Origin of the sequence: Bacillus sp. HU-1818 (assembly GCF_022695965.1) — a bacterium.
In the GTDB taxonomy this organism is placed as follows: domain Bacteria; phylum Bacillota; class Bacilli; order Bacillales; family Bacillaceae; genus Bacillus; species Bacillus atrophaeus.
Genome location: NZ_JAAPBE010000001.1, coordinates 422684 through 443076, shown reverse-complemented (window position 1 = coordinate 443076; position 20393 = coordinate 422684). Strand labels below are relative to the sequence as shown.

21 protein-coding genes are annotated in these 20393 nt (G+C 43.9%); 18 read left to right on the top strand and 3 right to left on the bottom strand.

All coding sequences use genetic code 11. The annotated features are described in order from the left end of the window. Window positions 1-192 precede the first annotated feature (192 nt). On the top strand, window positions 193-1404 hold the full coding sequence (locus GXP75_RS01950; protein ID WP_214914759.1) for an FtsW/RodA/SpoVE family cell cycle protein: 1212 nt from the start codon (window positions 193-195) through the stop codon (window positions 1402-1404). A 71-nt stretch (window positions 1405-1475) separates the two neighbouring features. After that, entirely contained in the window at window positions 1476-4925 is a 3450-nt protein-coding gene (pyc, locus tag GXP75_RS01945; RefSeq protein ID WP_242556027.1) for a pyruvate carboxylase, read from the top strand. 281 nt (window positions 4926-5206) lie between these two features. Here pyc and ctaA read toward each other — a convergent pair whose 3' ends face one another. Continuing rightward, the gene (gene ctaA, locus GXP75_RS01940) at window positions 5207-6133 is read right to left on the bottom strand and encodes a heme A synthase CtaA (protein WP_013390501.1); all 927 of its coding nucleotides are present in this window, start codon (window positions 6131-6133) and stop codon (window positions 5207-5209) included. 359 nt (window positions 6134-6492) lie between these two features. On the opposite strand from ctaA, the gene cyoE reads away from it, so the two are divergent. The 6 genes from cyoE (at window position 6493) to ctaG (ending at window position 12509) form a co-directional block, all read left to right on the top strand. Continuing rightward, a complete protein-coding gene (gene cyoE / locus GXP75_RS01935) occupies window positions 6493-7410 on the top strand; it encodes a heme o synthase (protein WP_003329098.1) in 918 nt (305 codons plus the stop codon). A 247-nt stretch (window positions 7411-7657) separates the two neighbouring features. Then, window positions 7658-8728: a cytochrome c oxidase subunit II gene (gene coxB, locus GXP75_RS01930; RefSeq protein ID WP_106044898.1), complete on the top strand. Its 1071-nt coding sequence runs from the start codon at window positions 7658-7660 to the stop codon at window positions 8726-8728. A 33-nt stretch (window positions 8729-8761) separates the two neighbouring features. Further along, window positions 8762-10630, top strand: a complete 1869-nt coding sequence (gene ctaD, locus GXP75_RS01925; protein ID WP_150223792.1) for a cytochrome c oxidase subunit I — start codon at window positions 8762-8764, stop codon at window positions 10628-10630. Further along, on the top strand, window positions 10630-11253 hold the full coding sequence (ctaE, locus tag GXP75_RS01920) for a cytochrome c oxidase subunit III (RefSeq protein ID WP_106045097.1): 624 nt from the start codon (window positions 10630-10632) through the stop codon (window positions 11251-11253). Before ctaD ends, ctaE begins: the two co-directional genes overlap by 1 nt. A 2-nt stretch (window positions 11254-11255) precedes the next feature. Beyond that, window positions 11256-11588, top strand: coding sequence for a cytochrome c oxidase subunit IVB (gene ctaF / locus GXP75_RS01915; RefSeq protein ID WP_003329094.1), 333 nt, complete (start codon window positions 11256-11258; stop codon window positions 11586-11588). 27 nt (window positions 11589-11615) lie between these two features. Then, window positions 11616-12509: a cytochrome c oxidase assembly factor CtaG gene (gene ctaG / locus GXP75_RS01910; protein ID WP_242556275.1), complete on the top strand. Its 894-nt coding sequence runs from the start codon at window positions 11616-11618 to the stop codon at window positions 12507-12509. 38 nt (window positions 12510-12547) lie between these two features. Here the strand turns inward: ctaG and GXP75_RS01905 are convergent, their stop codons facing one another. Further along, entirely contained in the window at window positions 12548-12949 is a 402-nt protein-coding gene (locus GXP75_RS01905; RefSeq protein WP_242556026.1) for a YugN family protein, read from the bottom strand. 103 nt (window positions 12950-13052) lie between these two features. On the opposite strand from GXP75_RS01905, the gene GXP75_RS01900 reads away from it, so the two are divergent. The 9 genes from GXP75_RS01900 (at window position 13053) to coaD (ending at window position 18186) form a co-directional block, all read left to right on the top strand. After that, entirely contained in the window at window positions 13053-13502 is a 450-nt protein-coding gene (locus GXP75_RS01900; RefSeq protein WP_106044900.1) for a CBS domain-containing protein, read from the top strand. Window positions 13503-13599: 97 nt separating this feature from the next. Next, entirely contained in the window at window positions 13600-14637 is a 1038-nt protein-coding gene (locus GXP75_RS01895) for a CAP domain-containing protein (RefSeq protein WP_061571479.1), read from the top strand. A 185-nt stretch (window positions 14638-14822) separates the two neighbouring features. Then, a complete protein-coding gene (gene ylbD, locus GXP75_RS01890; RefSeq protein ID WP_214914750.1) occupies window positions 14823-15224 on the top strand; it encodes a YlbD family protein in 402 nt (133 codons plus the stop codon). A gap of 15 nt (window positions 15225-15239) precedes the next feature. After that, complete coding sequence (locus GXP75_RS01885; RefSeq protein ID WP_061571481.1) at window positions 15240-15479, top strand: YlbE-like family protein; 240 nt, start codon at window positions 15240-15242, stop codon at window positions 15477-15479. 84 nt (window positions 15480-15563) lie between these two features. Then, a complete protein-coding gene (locus tag GXP75_RS01880; protein ID WP_214914747.1) occupies window positions 15564-15968 on the top strand; it encodes a hypothetical protein in 405 nt (134 codons plus the stop codon). A gap of 53 nt (window positions 15969-16021) precedes the next feature. Next, entirely contained in the window at window positions 16022-16471 is a 450-nt protein-coding gene (gene ricF / locus GXP75_RS01875; protein WP_061571483.1) for a regulatory iron-sulfur-containing complex subunit RicF, read from the top strand. A gap of 60 nt (window positions 16472-16531) precedes the next feature. Next, window positions 16532-16804: a YlbG family protein gene (locus GXP75_RS01870; RefSeq protein ID WP_035175113.1), complete on the top strand. Its 273-nt coding sequence runs from the start codon at window positions 16532-16534 to the stop codon at window positions 16802-16804. Between the two features lie 337 nt (window positions 16805-17141). After that, the gene (gene rsmD / locus GXP75_RS01865; RefSeq protein WP_106044904.1) at window positions 17142-17699 is read left to right on the top strand and encodes a 16S rRNA (guanine(966)-N(2))-methyltransferase RsmD; all 558 of its coding nucleotides are present in this window, start codon (window positions 17142-17144) and stop codon (window positions 17697-17699) included. Between the two features lies 1 nt (window position 17700). Then, window positions 17701-18186, top strand: coding sequence for a pantetheine-phosphate adenylyltransferase (coaD, locus tag GXP75_RS01860; protein ID WP_214914738.1), 486 nt, complete (start codon window positions 17701-17703; stop codon window positions 18184-18186). A 17-nt stretch (window positions 18187-18203) separates the two neighbouring features. Here the strand turns inward: coaD and ylbJ are convergent, their stop codons facing one another. Continuing rightward, a complete protein-coding gene (gene ylbJ / locus GXP75_RS01855) occupies window positions 18204-19430 on the bottom strand; it encodes a sporulation integral membrane protein YlbJ (protein WP_242556025.1) in 1227 nt (408 codons plus the stop codon). A gap of 176 nt (window positions 19431-19606) precedes the next feature. On the opposite strand from ylbJ, the gene GXP75_RS01850 reads away from it, so the two are divergent. Further along, window positions 19607-20386 carry a patatin family protein gene (locus tag GXP75_RS01850; RefSeq protein ID WP_242556024.1) on the top strand — a complete coding sequence of 260 codons (780 nt, stop codon included), beginning with the start codon at window positions 19607-19609 and terminating at the stop codon, window positions 20384-20386. The last annotated feature ends 7 nt before the right edge of the window (window positions 20387-20393 follow it).

The window sequence follows — 20393 nt, the reverse complement described above, 5'->3', positions numbered from 1 at the left end:
AAACTCAAACTCGATTAACGGTTTGGGTTTTTTTGTAACCGCGATTATAAGGGTTTATTCACTTCGTTAAGACGGACTTTTTTTGCACAGTTCATCCGAATCTTATAGAGAATCTTCGTGCTGATTCATAAATTGTAGTAAAATAAAAAAGGTACATATTCACTGGAAGCAGGAAGCAGGGAAGAGGATGTTATGTTAAAAAGAATGTTAAAATCTTATGATTACTCATTGATATTCGCAATTATTTTACTATGCGGATTCGGTTTAGTGATGGTATACAGCGCCAGTATGATTACCGCTGTTTCGCGCTACGGAGTGAACAGTGATTTTTTCTTTAATAGGCAGGTGCTGTTTTTCATAGCGGGAAGTATTTTGTTTATTATCATGGCGTTATTCCCGTACAAGGCGCTCGCCAATCAGAAATTTCAAAAAATAATGCTGCTCACATCTTTAATCGCGTTGATTGCACTCTTTGGATTCGGACATGTAGCCGGTAATGCGCAAAGCTGGTTTAAAATTTTTGGGATCAGCATTCAGCCCGGTGAATTCGTAAAGCTGACAGTCATTTTATACCTTGCGGCTGTTTACGCCAAAAAACAAAGCTACATCGACCAGTTATTAACCGGGGTGGCGCCGCCGGTGGTTGTCACAGTCATTATCTGCTCGTTAATCGCCATTCAGCCCGATCTTGGTACAGCGATGATTATCGGGATGATTGCGCTGTGCATGATTTTATGCTCGGGATTCAGCGGAAAAACCCTATTAAAGCTTGTGGTCATGAGCGGAATTGTTTTGCTGCTCGTCAGTCCTCTCGTTTATTTTAATTTGGACAGCATTTTGACAGAAGGCAGATTAGCCCGTTTTGAAAGTTTTGAGAACCCATTTAATTATGCGAATTCATCAGGACTTCAGGTTGTCAACTCTTATTATGCGATCGGGTCGGGCGGGATTTTCGGTCTCGGTCTTGGAGAAAGCATTCAGAAGTATGGTTACCTGCCTGAATCGCATACCGACTTTATCATGGCCGTCATCGCTGAAGAACTAGGTGTTTTTGGAGTTTTATTTGTTATTTTTCTGTTGAGCTTTATCGTTTTAAAAGGCTTTTATATTGCCCGCAAGTGTGAAGATCCGTTTGGGAGCCTGCTTGCGATCGGGATATCCAGCATGATTGCCATTCAATCGTTCATTAACCTTGGCGGTGTCAGCGGTTTAATTCCGATTACGGGTGTGACGCTGCCGTTTGTCAGTTATGGAGGCTCTTCATTGCTTTTATTATTAGGCAGCACGGGAATTTTGGTCAATATCAGCATGTTTGTTGACTATTTCGAAAAAAAGAAAAAGAAAGAGCCTTTATCACCAAAGGGGTTGAAAAAGAAACAGGTGAAAAAATCTGTTTATCTGTAAAAAACAAGTGTATACATGGGGAGGATATTCCTTTATTATAGATTATTAAATGGGACAAGGGGGAGAGAAATTTGTCACAACAACAGTTGATACAAAAGGTTTTAGTTGCCAACAGAGGGGAAATCGCTATTCGGATATTCCGGGCTTGTACAGAGCTGAATATCCGTACAGTTGCAGTTTATTCAAAAGAAGATTCAGGTTCTTATCATCGCTACAAAGCGGATGAAGCGTATCTGGTCGGTGAAGGTAAAAAGCCGATTGACGCTTATCTGGATATCGAGGGAATCATTGAAATTGCAAAGAGAAACCAGGTGGACGCCATTCACCCGGGATATGGTTTCTTATCTGAAAATATTCAATTTGCGAAACGGTGTGAAGAGGAAGGGATCGTCTTTATCGGACCGACTTCAGAGCATTTAAATATGTTTGGTGACAAAGTGAAAGCCCGTGAGCAAGCAGAAAAAGCAGGAATCCCTGTTATACCGGGAAGCGACGGACCGGCAGAAACACTCGATGCTGTTGAGCAATTCGGACAAGTCCATGGCTACCCGTTCATTATTAAAGCTTCACTTGGCGGCGGCGGACGCGGTATGAGGATTGTCAGAAGTGAAAATGAAGTTAAAGAAGCGTTTGAACGTGCGAAATCTGAAGCGAAAGCAGCTTTTGGAAATGATGAAGTTTATGTAGAGAAACTGATCGAAAACCCAAAACATATTGAAGTCCAGGTCATTGGGGATAAAAACGGCAATGTCGTTCATCTCTATGAAAGAGACTGCTCCGTTCAAAGACGCCATCAAAAAGTCATCGAGGTAGCACCAAGTGTGTCGCTCTCAAATGAATTGAGAGATCAGATTTGCGAAGCTGCAGTGGCGCTCGCTAAAAATGTTCAATACATAAATGCAGGGACAGTAGAATTTCTGGTTGCTAACGACGAGTTTTTCTTCATTGAAGTAAACCCGCGTGTACAGGTCGAGCATACGATTACAGAAATGATTACAGGAGTCGATATTGTTCAAACGCAGATTCTAGTTGCACAAGGGTACGAACTGCACAGCCGTGAAGTAAACATTCCTGAGCAAAAGGATATTTTCACAATCGGTTACGCCATCCAGTCTCGTGTCACAACGGAAGATCCGCTGAACGATTTTATGCCTGATACAGGGAAAATCATGGCTTACCGCTCAGGCGGCGGCTTTGGTGTCCGCCTCGATACCGGGAACAGTTTTCAGGGCGCAGTTATTACACCGTATTACGACTCTCTGCTCGTGAAGCTGTCCACATGGGCTTTAACATTTGAACAGGCATCAGCAAAAATGGTTCGGAACCTTCAAGAATTCCGGATTAGAGGAATTAAAACAAATATTCCGTTTCTTGAAAATGTGGCTAAGCATGAAAAATTCCTGACAGGCCAGTATGATACGTCCTTTATCGATACAACGCCTGAATTATTCGTATTCCCTAAACAAAAGGACCGCGGCACGAAAATGCTGACTTATATCGGCAACGTGACAGTTAATGGGTTCCCGGGGATTGGAAAAACAGAAAAACCTGCCTTTGACAAGCCGCATACGGTTAAAGTGAATATTGATGAAGAGCCTAAAAAGGGTACAAAGCAAATTCTCGATGAAAGAGGTGCTGAAGGCCTGGCGAATTGGGTAAAAGAGCAAAAATCTGTTCTTTTAACGGATACAACGTTCAGAGACGCCCATCAGTCACTATTAGCAACCAGAATCAGAACAAACGATTTGAAGAAAATCGCTAATCCTACGTCTGTGTTATGGCCTGAACTCTTCAGTATGGAGGTTTGGGGAGGCGCGACCTTTGATGTAGCGTACCGTTTCTTGAAAGAAGATCCTTGGAAACGCCTGGAGGATTTACGCAAGGAAGTGCCGAATACGCTGTTCCAAATGCTGCTTCGTTCTTCAAATGCAGTCGGCTATACAAATTATCCCGACAATGTCATTCAGGAGTTTGTGAAACAGTCCGCCCATTCCGGCGTTGATGTGTTCAGGATTTTCGACAGTCTTAACTGGGTAAAAGGAATGACACTGGCAATTGATGCGGTGCGCAAAACGGGGAAAGTAGCAGAAGCGGCGATCTGTTATACCGGAGATATTCTTGATAAGAGCCGCTCTAAATATGATTTGGCTTACTATACATCTATGGCGAAGGAGCTTGAAGCAGCCGGAGCCCATATATTAGGCATTAAAGATATGGCCGGCCTGTTAAAACCTCAGGCGGCATATGAATTAGTGTCTGCGTTAAAAGAAACAGTTGATATTCCGGTTCATCTTCACACGCATGATACAAGCGGCAACGGAATTTACATGTATGCGAAAGCAGCAGAAGCAGGCGCGGACATCGTTGACGTGGCAGTAAGCTCAATGGCGGGCTTAACATCTCAGCCGAGCGCAAGCGGATTTTATCATGCGATGGAAGGAAACGGCCGCCGCCCGAATATGAATGTACAGGGCGTTGAGTTGCTGTCGCAGTATTGGGAGTCAGTCCGTAAATACTACAATGAATTTGAAAGCGGAATGAACTCGCCGCATACAGAAATTTATGAGCATGAGATGCCGGGCGGACAATACAGCAACCTTCAGCAGCAGGCGAAGGGTGTAGGGCTCGGCGACCGCTGGAATGAAGTAAAAACGATGTACAGACGTGTAAATGACATGTTTGGCGACATTGTGAAGGTAACACCATCCTCTAAGGTAGTCGGAGACATGGCCCTTTATATGGTGCAAAACAATCTGTCTGAAAATGACGTTTACGAAAAAGGCGAAACACTGGATTTTCCTGACTCTGTTGTGGAGCTGTTTAAAGGAAATATCGGCCAGCCGCACGGCGGATTTCCGGAAAAACTTCAAAAACTGATCTTAAAAGGCCAAGAGCCGATCACGGTCAGACCTGGTGAATTGCTTGAACCAGTATCCTTTGAAGCGATTAAACAGGAATTTAAAGAAAAACATGGGACGGAAATCACAGATCAGGAAGCAGTGGCTTATGCGCTCTACCCTAAAGTATTTACTGACTTTGTGAAAACGGCTGAAAGCTATGGCGATATTTCCGTATTAGACACGCCGACTTTCTTCTACGGCATGACACTCGGTGAAGAGATTGAAGTTGAAATTGAACGCGGAAAAACATTGATTGTGAAGCTCGTTTCGATTGGAGAGCCTCAGCCTGATGCCACACGTGTCCTTTACTTCGAACTGAACGGCCAGCCGCGTGAGGTTGTCATAAAGGATGAAAGCATTAAATCTTCCGTTCAAGAGAAATTAAAGGCCGACCGGTCTAACCCAAATCACATTGCGGCATCTATGCCCGGCACTGTTATTAAGCTATTGACGGAAGTTGGAGCGAAGGTGGAAAAAGGTGATCATCTGATGATTAACGAAGCAATGAAAATGGAAACAACTGTACAGGCGCCTTTCTCAGGAACAATAACAAATGTACATGTGAAAAACGGAGATCCGATTCAAACAGGGGATCTTCTGCTTGAAATAGAAAAGGCTTGAGTGGCAAGAGTGTATATCTGATGATATACACTCTTGTTTTGATTTCCGGTAAAAGAAGGGTAAACAAGGGAGAGAAACTTAAAAAGAGTAATTGTAGCATCGCAGAGATTTCAGGTTTACATTTAATACTGTTTTGACAGGATGATCTCCCGAATAGAATTTCATTAGGACAGTGCATGAATGGCGAAAGTTTTCCGGATGATGATGGCAAACAAGACCCAGAGACATATCCCATAAAAAAAGGCCAGAGCTTTTTACCAGCTTTGGCCTTTTTCTATAAATTAATTGTTCGATTGTTTTGATTCGTAGCGAAAGCGTGCAATTAATAATAAGAAATAACACAAAACGCCAAACAAGCAGGCGATAAAGAATGAGTGGGCGAGTGCAAAGCCCAGCGCCATTTCGGAGTACACAATCATAATTCCTGAAAGCGCCTGTAATGTGACAAATGTGAGGCAGGCGATCCAGCCCCAAAAGATTTGTTTTTGCTCCCTATAAGAAGTGATGGCATGAACAGAGGCTACGATGATCCAGACAAACAGCAAAACGGCTGCCGCTCTGTGCCCCATTTGCACCCATTCTTGAAATTGAGTCGGGATGCCGTTGTTCAGCCGGCTGCACAACGGGACATCCGGACATGCCAAGCTTGATTTCGTATGCCGGACGTAAGCGCCTGTATAGACGACAATATAGGAATAAATCAGAATGCCTATCATATGAAATTGCATTTTCTTACCGATCTGAAGCGGTTTTACGAGTTTTCTAGCCGATTTATCAGCTTCAAATATCAGTAATGTTAATAGCAAAACTGAAGCGAAAGAAATCAGAGAAATTCCAAAGTGAAGCGCCATAATGAGCGCGTTTGATCCGAAGACGACTGCCAATGCGCCGAGCAGTGCCTGTAGAAACAAAAAGATAATTGACATGATAGCGAGAAATGTTGTCTCACGGAAGATGGGCGTAATTTTTCTCCATGACCAAAACGCCAAGCTAAGCACTAATATAATTGATACACCGCTTGCAAGCCTGTGGCTCCATTCTATAATAGAAGCGGGATTTAATTCAGGAAAGAATCGCCCGTGACAAAGCGGCCATTGTCTTCCGCACCCTTGGCCTGATCCTGTTTTGGTGACGAGAGCGCCGCCAATCAGCACGATGAGCATCACAAATGTTGTTAATACGCTGAGAGCTTTTAGTAACTTATTCATCAAGTATCCACCTTCTTAACTAACTGCTGCAATTTTATATACGTTCCAAGTGTAAGCGAAGATGTGTTCCGTGGCAATTCCCAGACCCTTTTGTTCACAAAAATATAATAGAATCCGGACTTCTGGAAATTGTACCCTTGATTATTCATGCGGGGTTTGATAGAACTAAGGTAACGGCATATTTAAAATGGTGAACGCCTTCATCTTTGGTAAAATTCATAAAAAGTTCACAAATAAATTCCTGTTTCTCGTTTAATATTTAAGAGGATGTTTTTTTACAAGGAATAATCTTGTATGATAGAGTTGCAGGTTCATGAAGAATAACCTGCTTTTAGGTTTGAGTAAGGGAGGTTTACGTTATGGCTAATTCCAGAATTTTAAATGATACAGCTATAGACGGACAAATTGAAGAAACAACAGCGTGGAAAGATTTCCTTTCCCTTATCAAAATAGGGATTGTGAATTCGAATTTAATTACAACCTTTACCGGAATGTGGCTTGCTTTTCATTTTTCCGGTTTAAGCTTTTTAGGCAATTTAAATACCGTGCTTCTCACATTAATAGGGTCTTCTCTGATCATTGCGGGCTCTTGCGCCATCAATAACTATTATGACCGGGATATTGACCATTTAATGGAACGGACGAAGGTAAGGCCGACGGTTACCGGGAAAATCCAGCCGAATCAGGCTTTGTGGTCAGGGATATTGCTGGTTGCCTTAGGGTTAATCATGCTGCTGATGACAACAGTGATGGCTGCAGTTATCGGGTTTATCGGAGTATTTACTTACGTTGTCCTGTATACGATGTGGACGAAACGCCATTATACGATTAATACGGTTGTCGGAAGCGTATCCGGCGCTGTTCCGCCGTTAATCGGGTGGACGGCAGTTGAAGGAAACATCAGTGTACTGGCATGGGTATTATTCTTAATTATGTTTATTTGGCAAATTCCGCATTTCTTAGCTTTGGCAATTAAGAAAACTGAAGATTACAGGGCAGCGAATATACCGATGCTTCCGGTGGTTCACGGTTTTGAAGTCACAAAAAGACAAATTATTGTCTGGGTTGCCTGTCTGCTTCCTCTCCCGTTTTTCTTAGGGGGGCTCGGTCTGCCGATCGTGATCCTGGGGACCTTGTTAAACATCGGCTGGCTTGTTCTCGGCTTGATGGGTTTCCGGATGAAGAACATTATGAAATGGGCGACGCTAATGTTCGTCTACTCGCTTAATTACTTAACGATATATTTTGTCGCAATGGTCGTCTTTACCCTATTCTAAAAATATAGGCAGAGCCTTAACTGCCGCTTCATAATACGAAATGACAACTACGTAAACGCCGCCTTGACCTTTTGCTTGATCAGGCGGCTTTACTTTTATACATAGATGGTATTTTGAGTAAAAAAACTCATATTTTAAGAAATGAGGAAATGTAAGTGCTTTATTCGGAGGGAGTCTGATTTGGCTGAAGAAAGAATCCTGCCTTGGATTTCCGCCTTGGTATTGATCAAAAAAGGGGTTGGGTGAAATGTTAAAGCATTGGCGTCTTATTTCATTATTAGCCTTAGTGCCGCTTGTCTTAAGCGGCTGTGGAAAACCGTTTTTGTCCACACTCAAGCCTGCCGGCGAGGTGGCTGATAAACAGTATTACCTGACAGTGCTTAGTACACTCATTATGGTCATTGTCGTCATAGTGGTGTCCATCATTTTCTTTTATGTCATTGTGAGGTTCAGAAGAGCTCGGGTGGGAGAGAACACCATACCGAAACAAGTGGAAGGAAATCGCTTTTTAGAAATCACGTGGACCGTGATTCCAATTGTGCTGCTGATTGTTCTAGTCATCCCTGTCGTATTATATACGCTGGAGCTTGCGGATACATCACCGATGGATAAGAAAAACCGCAAAGCGGAGGATGCTCTCGTTGTGAATGTCAGAGCCAATTTATACTGGTGGGAGTTTGAATATCCTGATTACGATATCGTGACGAGTCAGGAACTGATTGTACCGACCGACCAGCGTGTGTATTTTAACTTGAAAGCTTCAGATGTAAAACATTCTTTTTGGATTCCTTCGGTAGGGGGGAAGATTGATACAAATACGGATAACGAGAATAAATTCTTTTTGACCTTCGATTCAAAACGGAGTAAAGAAGCGGGAGAATACTTTTTCGGAAAGTGCGCTGAGCTTTGCGGACCTTCTCACGCGCTGATGGATTTTAAAGTGAAGCCGCTGTCAGCCGATGAATTTCAGGATTGGACGAAGGAAATGAAAAACTACAAACACACATCTGAGAACGAGCTGGCGACTCAGGGAGAAGAGCTGTTTGAGGAAAAGAATTGCCTGAGCTGCCATGCAGTAGAACCGAATGACAAACGTGCGGAAGCGGCAAGAACTGCGCCGAATTTGGCCAGCTTTGGGGAAAGATCAAAAGTCGCAGGCGTTAAAGATGCAAATAAAGAGAATGTGAAGGCGTGGCTGAAAGATCCCGAGAGCATCAAGCCGGGCAATAAAATGACAGGAACATATCCGGAGCTGTCTGATGCTGAAATGGACGCGCTTTATGAATACTTAAAGGGATTAAAAGCAGGAAGCAAGTAAGGGAAGAAAGGGAGATATTGGGGGAGGTCACACATGTTGAATGCGCTTACAGAAAAGCGGACGCGCGGATCTTTGCTTTGGGATTATTTAACGACAGTCGACCATAAAAAAATTGCGATTCTTTATTTAGCGGCCGGGGGGTTTTTCTTTCTTATCGGCGGGCTTGAAGCAATGTTTATCAGAATCCAGCTCGCTAAGCCGGGTAATGATTTTGTCAGTGCGGGATTATACAATGAAATCATGACGATGCACGGCACCACGATGATTTTCCTAGCAGCGATGCCGCTCTTGTTTGGTTTTATGAATGCGGTAGTACCACTGCAGATCGGAGCGCGTGATGTTTCGTTTCCGTTTTTGAACGCGCTTGGTTTTTGGCTTTTCTTTTTCGGAGGAGTATTCCTTAATCTCAGCTGGTTTTTGGGAGGGGCTCCTGATGCGGGATGGACGTCGTATGCGTCACTTTCTCTTCATTCAAAAGGGCATGGAATTGATTTCTTCGTTCTGGGTCTGCAAATATCAGGGCTCGGAACCTTGATAGCCGGGATCAACTTTTTAGCAACGATCATAAACATGAGAGCCCCGGGTTTGACGTACATGAGAATGCCTCTGTTTACATGGACGACATTTGTTGCGTCAGCACTGATTTTATTCGCTTTTCCGCCGTTGACAGTCGGTTTGGCCCTTATGATGCTTGACCGTTTGTTTGGAACCAACTTCTTTAATCCGGAGCTTGGCGGAAACACGATTATTTGGGAGCATTTATTCTGGATATTCGGGCACCCGGAAGTATATATATTGATTTTGCCTGCTTTCGGCATTTTCTCGGAAATTATTCCGGTTTTTGCCAGGAAGCGATTATTTGGATATTCCTCAATGGTGTTCGCCATCGTGTTAATCGGTTTTCTGGGCTTTATGGTCTGGGTGCACCATATGTTTACAACAGGGCTTGGACCGATAGCAAACGCGATTTTTGCGGTCGCCACAATGGCCATTGCGATACCGACGGGAATAAAGATTTTCAACTGGCTGCTGACCATTTGGGGAGGAAACGTGAAATACACGACTCCAATGCTGTACGCGGTGTCGTTTATTCCGTCCTTTGTTCTCGGAGGTGTGACGGGTGTCATGCTGGCGGCAGCGGCGGCAGACTATCAGTTCCATGATACGTATTTCGTTGTTGCTCACTTCCATTATGTTATTATCGGCGGTGTTGTATTCGGCATCTTGGCCGGTGTGCATTTCTGGTGGCCGAAAATGTTCGGCAAAGTGCTGCATGAAACGATGGGGAAAATTTCATTTGTTTTATTTTTTATCGGTTTTCACCTTACTTTCTTTATCCAGCATTTCCTCGGGTTAATGGGAATGCCGCGGCGTGTTTTCACCTTTTTGCCCGGCCAGGGGCTTGAGGCCGGAAACCTGATCAGTACGATCGGTGCGTTTTTCATGGCTGCTGCTGTCGTTATCTTGCTTGTCAACGTGATTTGGACATCAGTTAAAGGCGAATATGTCGGCAATGATCCTTGGCATGACGGACGAACGCTTGAATGGGCTGTCTCCTCACCGCCGCCGGAATATAATTTTAAGCAGCTTCCGTTTGTCAGAGGACTTGATCCGCTTTGGATCGAAAAGCAGGCCGGAAACAAGTCGATGACACCGGCTGAACCGGTAAACGATATTCACATGCCGAACGGGTCGATTCTTCCGTTCATTATATCTTTCGGTCTTTTTGTCGCAGCGTTCGGGCTGTTATACAGATCAGATCACGCTTGGGGACTGCCTGTGATCTTTGTGGGCCTTGGCATCACCTTCTTTACAATGCTGCTTCGCTCAGTAATTGATGATCACGGCTATCATATTCATAAAGAGGATTTAGCCAATGATGATAAAGGAGTGAAGACATGATGCAAACAGAGGAACAACTGACTGCGGAAACCTTCCCCGCTTCTCCAGAAAAAGCAACACTGGAAGGGAAAAATAAATTTTTGGGCTTTTGGCTTTTCCTTGGCGGAGAGACTGTGCTGTTCGCATCTCTCTTTGCGACATTTCTTGCTCTCAGAAATTCGAATGCCAGTGATCCGCCGACATCAGAGATGTTTGATTTGTCACTTGTTTTTATTGCGACGATGCTATTATTAACGAGCAGTTTAACGAGTGTATACGCGATGTATCATATGAAAAACTTCGCGTTTGGGAAAATGCAGCTGTGGCTCTTATTAACACTCTTATTAGGGGCCGGTTTCTTAGGCGTCGAAATTTATGAATTCAAACATTACACGCATGAGTTTGGCTTTACGATTACAAGCTCGGCTCTCGGCTCATCATTTTATACACTCGTCGGCACACACGGCGCTCACGTAGCGTTTGGACTTCTGTGGATCAGCGCACTTATGATCCGTAATTCAAAACGAGGGCTCAGCCTGTATAATGCGCCTAAATTTTATGTCGCAAGCCTGTATTGGCATTTTATTGATGTCGTGTGGGTATTTATCTTTACCGTTGTATATTTAATGGGGATGGTGGGATAAACATGGACGATAGAAAAGGCAAAGGGAACGTAAGTACAGATCTTGCTTATCGAAAAAAGAAAAACGCCGAGGAGATGAAATACCAAGTTTTATCCTTCGGTTTGATGATCGGTCTCACGCTTGTTGCATTTTTGACTGTGGCTTCGGATGATATCGGCAATTGGTTTACGATTCCGTTTATTATTCTTCTGGCAGTCATTCAAGTGATTTTTCAGCTTTTTTACTTCATGCATATGAATCAGAAAGGACATGAAGCGCCGGCTTTATTTCTGTATTCAGGGATATTTGTCGCATTTATTACGGTGCTGGCTTTTGTCACCATTATTTGGTGGTAAAGCCGGCGCGGCCGGGAGGTGAAGGTCATCAATAATCTGGAGATATTTGGGTTTCGCGCGATGTGGAGCCCTTATCTTTTTTGTTTTCTCGTGCTGATCACGGTTCTTTATTTTCTTTTGTGCAGACGGTTGTCTTCACGTCATGAACAGGTGACGCGGAAAGAGAAGGCATTGTTTGTCCTTGCAATGGCCTTTTTATATCTGGCTGAGGGAAGCCCGATTGATCTGCTTGGGCATATTATGTTCAGCGCGCATATGGGGCAGATGGCGGTTTTATATTTGGTTGTGCCTCCGCTGCTGATTGCGGGAATTCCTGCGCAGGCATGGAGAAAGCTCATTTTTCATCCGGCGGTTAAGCCTGTATTTTCATTCTTCTCTGTGCCTTTAATCGCTTTACTCTTGTTTAATGGCCTTTTTTCAATCTATCATGTTCCGTTTATTTTTGATTTGGTGAAAACTGATTCGCTGTATCATACGCTGATGACTTGTCTGATCTTCATTACAGCCTTTTTTATGTGGTGGCCACTTGTGCACAAGATTAAGGAACTGCCGCAGCTTAGCGGGCTGATGAAACTCGGTTATATTATGGCTGATGGCATCTTGCTCACTCCTGCCTGTGCTCTCATTATGTTTAGCGGAACCCCTTTGTATGCAACATATACTGAACCGTCTGCCTGGGCGGAAGCGATGAAGCTTTGTGTTCCTGCTGACATGCTGGGGCAAATCCCGTTAACAGGTCCGGAAATGTTTAATACGCTGCCGCTGGTTGAAGATCAGCAGCTTGGTGCTGTCATTATGAAGATCATACAGGAAATTGTGTATGGCGCCTGCTTAGCTATTATCTTTTTTCAGTGGGTGAAAAAGGAGAGGGAAAAAGACGGACAAGAGGAACCGCCGTATATTCAGCATCATTTATCGTAAAAAGGTACAGCATAAAAGGCTGTACCTTTTTTTAGAGCCTACAGTTGAACGGTTTTTAAGGTATCGGATATTTCCTGTATCAGCGATTTGCTCTTTGAAACAACTTGGATCGGAAACTCTTCTGCGTCTCCATACTCCACACCGTGCGGATAATAATGCTTGCCTAATAAAGGGGTCATCAATTCAATGACAGCTTGGCCTCTTCCGATATCCCCCTCTACCGCATAACCTTGAATGCGCAGATAAAATGTTCCCTCAATCATAGAAAACTTCTTATCATAGGTCACTCTTTCATAATCCCATTGACCTGCTCGAACCAGCCCTTTGCTTTCCATCAGATCATCCAAGCGGCTAAGCTCGGCCTTTACCCCTTCAAGTCCGCTTTCCGTAAATTTCAACCGCAACCCCTCCTTATAAAATTTACCTTTCCTGACAATCATAGTATGAAAACATGAAACTTTCAATGGATCTTCTTGTGTTGAAAGTATGTAAAAAACAAAACTTGACGACAATGTCAGTAGAATAAAGGAGGAGGTTTTCAGGATGACAAAAATAAAAGAACTGATGACGGCTGACTTGCAATATTGCACTGTATTAGATAATGTATATGAAGCTGCGGTAAAGATGAAAGACGCAGATGTAGGAGCTGTTCCTGTAGTTGACGAAGACGGAGAAACACTTGTTGGTATTGTCACAGACCGTGATCTGGTATTAAGAGGAATCGCTTCGAAAAGACCTAATTCTCAAAAAATAACCGATGCTATGACAAAAGAGCCCGTCAGCGTTGATGAAGACACATCGGTGGATGAAGTGCTTCATTTGATGGCGGCCCGTCAGCTCAGAAGAATACCTGTGACAAAGAACAAGAAGCTGGTCGGTATTGTGACGCTTGGCGATCTGGCTTTGTCTGAGCAAACAAATGAACGTGCAGGCAGTGCATTATCTGATATATCCGAAGATGATGAAAACGGCCGGCAAGGTTTTGTTCATTAACACATATTTCATTGACATAAAAAATAGGCTGTATTGTAATTGAATCATGTAAACTGTACTCGATGCAGACGTGAATCAATCCTGGGGAGGTGAAAGGTTGAAAAACATAGCAAGAGCTCTCGTTATTCTCTTGATTATTGCCGGAACTTATGTTCTGTTTATTCAATATGGATCTGTTCCTGAAAAGAAAACAAATGACAGCGAACCGAAAGTATCAAATGAGGAAACGGAAAACGGCAAGCGGATCAAAATGCCGACATCAGGCTTACTGTCGTTGATGGGCAAGTCAGCAGATGAATTGAAGGAAAAATTGGGAGAACCGGAACGTAAAGATCCGTCCGCATATGATTACGAATGGTGGGTCTACAATAAGGGAAAAGACCAATATGTTCAAATCGGCGTTCTGAACGATAAAGTTGTCACCTTGTTTGCTTCAGGAAACGGTATAAATGCCAAGCCGTTTCAAATTGGCGAAACAACAGGGGAAGTATTTAAGACCACACAAGTTGCACCGTTTGTGAATGTGGAATACAAAGGGAATTCCTACAGATTTGAATTTTCAGAAGAAGATATCAATACCCGTCCTACCGTAAAAGTGGGAAAAGTATATGTTCAGCTATATATGGACAAATTTGAGGGCAGCCTGTCAAGCATTCGTGCGTTTGATGCTGAAACCTTTGTGAAGCAAAGGCCTTATGAGGTTGTGTACCGGGGAGAATTGATTGAGCCGAAAACGGTTTCGGACAAAGAATGGGAAGAAATAGAGGAAACGAGCGAACAGCAAATCCTCGATTTGACCAATGTCATTCGCGTAAAACATGGTTTGGCAAAGCTGGCATGGGATGAACCGACCGCACAAGTGGCTTTTGGACATAGTGAGGATATGAAGGATAATGATTATTTCTCCCATGTTTCCAAAAAATACGGAACACTGAAAGACCGTTTGGAAAAAGGCGATGTGGAGTTTCAGCAGGCAGGGGAGAATATTGCTTATAACTATGTGGACGGCCCGGCGGCTGTTGAGGGATGGCTGAACAGCGAGGGCCATAGAAAAGCGCTGTTAAATGAGGATTATACGCACCTCGGCGTCGGAGTAGATCACAAATATTATACCCAAAATTTCATCAAGCAATAGTCAGACAGATTCGGACCGCGGGAGGTTAACTCCCGCGGTTAGATTATAGCCTGCCGCTTCATGCGCCAAGAGAAGATGACAGAAAGCAGCAGTCATTCTCCGTTTTTCTATGAATTTAGGCGAACACAATCCATCCCGGCCCGATACATTATAGTAGGCATATATTTACGAGGGGGGGGAGGATTGTGGCGAATCAACATGCTCATCAGTCAATCAATGATTTTAAACAATTTGTCAAGAAGCATCCAAAGCTGATCAGAGAAGTACGAAAAGAAGAAAGAAGCTGGCAGGACGTGTATGAAAATTGGGTGCTGCTCGGTGAAAACGATCCAATATGGGACCCATATAAAGATAAACCGGCCGAGGGCCAAGAAGCGGTGCCTGAAGAGGCCGATAAATATGATTTTGTCTCCAAAATGGTGACAGCAGTGAAAAAAATGGATGTCAATCAAATGAATGAACAAATTAATAAAATGAGTCAGTCGATCTCATCATTGCAAAATCTCCTCAGCCAGTTCTCAGGCAGCGGCTCCAAACAATCTCAAACAGGCTCTGGACAACATCCTTTTTCTTTCAGAAAGGATTAATAGAGGGGTACATTCATGCGTAAAGATGTTCAGGAATTTATAATGGCTGATGAAGAACGGAGACGGTTTATAAGAGAGCAGCCGATATGGTATCGGAGACTCGCCAGAAATCCGGATGAATTGGCCGCATTTCAGCTGGCAATGATGAATTACTATGAAAAAACCATTCCGCATCGGGTCCATCAATTTACAAACGGCATTCAAATGGCGCAAATGATGGTGCAGATGTTTCAGGCTATGCGTACTCAAGATTAGAAGACCCAGATCAGGGTCTTTTTTATTCATAAAATGGTCTCCGGCAGCAAAAGCTACTCATAGATGATAAAAAGGAGACCTTCTATGAAAATATTGTGGTGTATATGTGTGGTGTGTATGGTGACGGCCGGCTGTTCGGTTCATAAACCGGTTCCAAAAGGAGGGCTGGGGGAAGCAGCTGCACTGGAAGCTCAAGCGCATCCAAAAGAGCTGCAAGTCGATTGGCTTACATATAAAATAAAGGATTCCCGCGTTTACGTGGAATGTATGCTGAACGATTTCCACTTTAAAACGGGGCCGGCATCAGCCAGAGACAAGCAAGGCTATTTAGCGGTTTACGCAGACGGAAAGAAACTAAGAAACGAGTATACTGCGGCATTTATCGTCAGACACTTGTCCAAAGGGAACCACAGGCTGACCGTAGAGGTAATCTCCCGCCACCCTGATTACAAACAGATTTCAAAAACGTGGGACGTATTCATTCGCTAGACATTTTCCAATTGGATGGTTTCGTGGTAAACTAACAACTGGAGGTGCGTGCTATGTATGCAACGATGGAATCCGTGCGGCTTCAAAGTGAGGCGCAGAAGCTTGCCGGCATGATTCTTCAGTCAGAGACGGCTGAAAATTACCGTAATTGTTATAAGCGTCTCCAGCAAGATGAAGAGGCAGGCCGGATTATTCGTTCCTTTATGGATATAAAAGACAAATATGAAGATGTGCAGCGATTTGGCAAATATCATCCTGACTATAGAGAAATTTCCCGAAAAATGAGGGAAATCAAACGGGAGCTTGACCTCAATGACAAAGTGGCGGACTTTAAAAAAGCGGAGACTGAGCTGCAGTCAATTCTTGATGAAGTCAGCATAGAGATTGGGACCGCCGTTTCCGAACATATAAAAGTTCCGACGGGAAACCCTTACTTTGACGGTCTGTCTTCTTGCGGAGGCGGCTGCGGTTCAGGCGGCGGCTGCGGATGCAAAGTATCCTGACGAGACGAACAGTCTCGTCTTTTACATAACAAGACAAGAAAAATCAGGCAGGTGATTGAATTGGAGAATAAACGCCAAGGTATGATTGTATATCTGCATTCCTTGAAGCAGAGTAAAATGCTGAGAAAATTCGGGAATGTCCATTATGTCTCAAAACGTTTAAAATACGTTGTGCTGTATTGCGATATGAATCAGCTCGAAAGAACGATGGACAAGATATCCTCCTACTCTTTTGTGAAAAAAGTAGAGCCTTCCTATAAACCGTTTTTGAAATTAGAATTCGAATCAAAACTTGATAAGGCGAAAGAATACGATTATAAAATCGGCATTTAGCCCAATAAAAAAATCCCCGCAGACATCTGCGGGGTCCTTCTATTCCTTAACATGTTAAGGGAGAAGGCAAAGGGAGAGGAGAAACCGGAGGAAGAACTTATGGGGAAACGTAAGTCTTCTCCGCGGTTGGCAACAACATCCCAAAAGATGCTGTTGCATGTAGTATGGACATATAGCAGTCGCGCTATACATAAAAGAAAAGAAATTCTCGCCGGATTGGCGCTCATTGTGAGCGTGATAGCTTTATGATAAGATAGTGTTGGTTTTTTTAAATCATTTACATACGGCTTTTTGCCGGACTGAAAACCTATAAGCTTGAGAAAAAGTGGTGTGGAAGATGAGAGTAATTTCTGGATCAAAAAAAGGCCGCGCGCTAAAAGCTGTGCCGGGCACATCAACAAGACCGACGACTGACAAAGTAAAGGAATCTATTTTTAATATGATAGGCCCTTATTTTGAAGGGGGCAGAGCGCTCGATTTGTTTGCAGGAAGCGGAGGCCTCGGGATTGAAGCCCTTTCGCGCGGATTTGACCATTGCGTTTTTGTCGACCGTGAATTTAAAGCGATCCAAACCGTAAAGGCGAATTTAAAAACATTAGATTTGATAAAAGCGGCGGACGTTTACCGTAATGACGCGGAACGCGCCTTGCATGCCGCTGCGAAAAGAGAGACAGGATTTCATGGCATCTTTTTAGATCCTCCGTATAAGGAGCAAAAGCTGAAAGCGCTTTTAAGCTCGATTGACGAACATCAGATGCTGGAAGATGACGGATTCATCGTGACAGAGCACGACAAAGGCGTTGAACTTCCGGAAACCATCGGCGGACTTGTTTTGGCGAGACAGGAAATGTACGGGCTTACAGGAGTGTCGATTTATAGAAAAAGGGGGGAGTAAGGTGGCGAGTATAGCTGTTTGTCCCGGCAGTTTTGATCCTGTGACCTACGGGCATCTGGATATTATCAGACGGGGAGCCGGCATTTTTGAACAGGTTTATGTATGTGTGCTGAACAATTCTTCGAAGAAACCGTTATTTACTGTAGAAGAGCGGTGCGAGCTGCTGAGAGAAGTCACAAAAGATATACCGAACATAACGGTTGAGACCTCAGAGGGACTGCTCATTGATTATGTGAAAAGGAAAAATGCAAAAGTCATATTAAGAGGATTGAGAGCTGTATCGGATTTTGAATATGAGATGCAGGGGACATCAATGAATCGTGTGTTGGATGAATCCATCGAGACCTTTTTCATGATGACAAACAATCAATACTCATTTTTAAGCTCAAGCATTGTAAAAGAAGTTGCAAAGTATAAAGGCTCTGTGTCAGAGCTTGTTCCGCCGGAAGTCGACCTTGCGCTTCAGTATAAGTTCAGTAAAGGATGAGGGCTGTTTTTAAGCTCTCATCCTTTTTTTTCATTGTTCGTTAATCGAAATGAATAAATCAGTACATATGATAACAGCGCTCCTAACGTGACCGCAGGGCCTGAAGCCACGAGGAAATTCCAGCCGTTTATGAACGCTTCCTGTGCGGCAGGCTTTTGGAGTGGCTGAAAGACATGCTGATACGGCTCTTCTAGAGCGGTATAGAGAGGCTTCCATAAAATGATAATAAATACAGCCGCATAAATGCCCTGTAAAATACGCGCAAAGAAAAATGGTTTAAACCGGATATCCGTGTCTGACAAAATGCCCGCCACCTGTGCCTGTACCGAAAAACCGCTGAATCCGAGAATAAAGCTGACGATGATTGCTTTTTGTAAAAGCGCTGCATCGGATTCACTGACAAGCTTGCTGCCGAGAGTGATTTCAAACATGCCTGACAAAAGGGGAACGTCCAGCTGGGCGGGAAGCTGAAAAAGTGAAAGCACCGCTTTTGTGAAGATGGACAGAATATCAGTTAATTGAACGACTGACAATAATCGGTTGAATACAGAGAATAAAATGATAAAGCCGCCTACCATAAGAAGCGTTTGGACAGAAGAGGTCACCGCATCACCCAAAATTTTTCCGAGGGGCCTTTTTTCTGCCAAGCGAGCGGTGTGAAGGGCATGAAATGCATCTTTTAGAGAAGGAAAACGCACGGCTCTATGTCTCATCGTGCTATCTTCTTCTTTTCGCCCATAGGAACGCATCGTCAAACCTACAGCTAAATTTCCGAGGTAGTGGGCGCAGGCTAAGAGAATCCCTAAAGATGCATTATGAAAAAAACCAACAGCCACGGCGCCAAATATAAACAAAGGATTTGAAGAGTTTGTGAAAGAAACAAGGCGTTCTGCTTCAACTCTGGAAATCTGCTTTTCTTGCCGAAGTCTCGCAGTAAGCTTTGCTCCAGCCGGGTTGCCAGATGCCATTCCCATGGCCAGCACAAATCCGCCGACACCCGGCACGCGAAAGATCGGCCGCATGAAAGGCTCAAGCAGCATGCCGACAAACCTGACGATCCCAAAGCCGATTAATAGCTCAGAAAGAATAAAAAACGGCAGCAAAGACGGAAAGACAACTTCCCACCACATAGCAAGTCCTGTTTTAGAGGCATCAAATGAAGCCTGCGGGTGTGATATGACAGTCGCTGTCAAAAAAATAAAAAACGAAGCAATCAAAAAAGTATTTATCTTCGACAAGTTCATTCTGACCTCCCCGACGCTAAAAATGCACACAAATTTATATCATGATAAAATAAGTAACAGACCTTAGAGCGGCCAAACCATATCCTGTCCCAATGGCCCTTTGTACTAATATACGAGCATAGGGGTTCAGTTTAGACCATAGAATTCGTATATAGGGTGTCAGGGGGGGAAATGCGTTGGCCAAACCTAAAATCGGGTTAGCACTCGGCTCGGGAGGAGCGAGGGGACTGGCTCATCTCGGTGTGCTTTCAAGTTTACATAAGCATCAAATTCAGGTTGATATGATTGCAGGAAGCAGTATGGGAGCTTTAGTGGGCAGCTTTCATGCCGCGGGACATGATGTAGAGACAATGAAAAAAGTCGCCAAGGCATTTAAAAGGCGGCTGTATGCCGATTATACGATGCCTAAGCTCGGTTTTTTGAAAGGCGACCGCGTCAGGCAGCTCGTACACGCTTATACATTCGGCAAGCCTATTGAAGAGCTGCAAATTCCGCTGGGTATTGTCGCGTGCGATTTACAGACAGGTGAAAAGGTAGTGTTTCACAAAGGTTCTGTGTCAGAAGCGGTGCGGGCAAGCATAAGCATACCGGGCATTTTTGTTCCGCAGCGGATGGATGGACGCCTTTTGGTAGACGGCGCGGTAGTTGACCGGATTCCGGTTTCTGTCGTGAAGGATATGGGAGCTGATATTATTATCGCTTCGGATGTATCACGTGTCAGAAAAACAGAAAAAGCGGGACATATTTTTGACGTAATCATGCAAAGTATGGATATATTACAAAATGAATTGGTCCGCCATCAAACGATAGCCGCAGATGTCGTCATTCGCCCTTCTCTTGAAACATACAGCTCAAGCTCTTTTGCAAACATTGAAGACGTGATCCATGCCGGTGAAAAGGCAACAAACGGACTGATCAGGCAGATTAAACAAGAAATAGAGAATTGGGAGGGCTAAAAAGTTG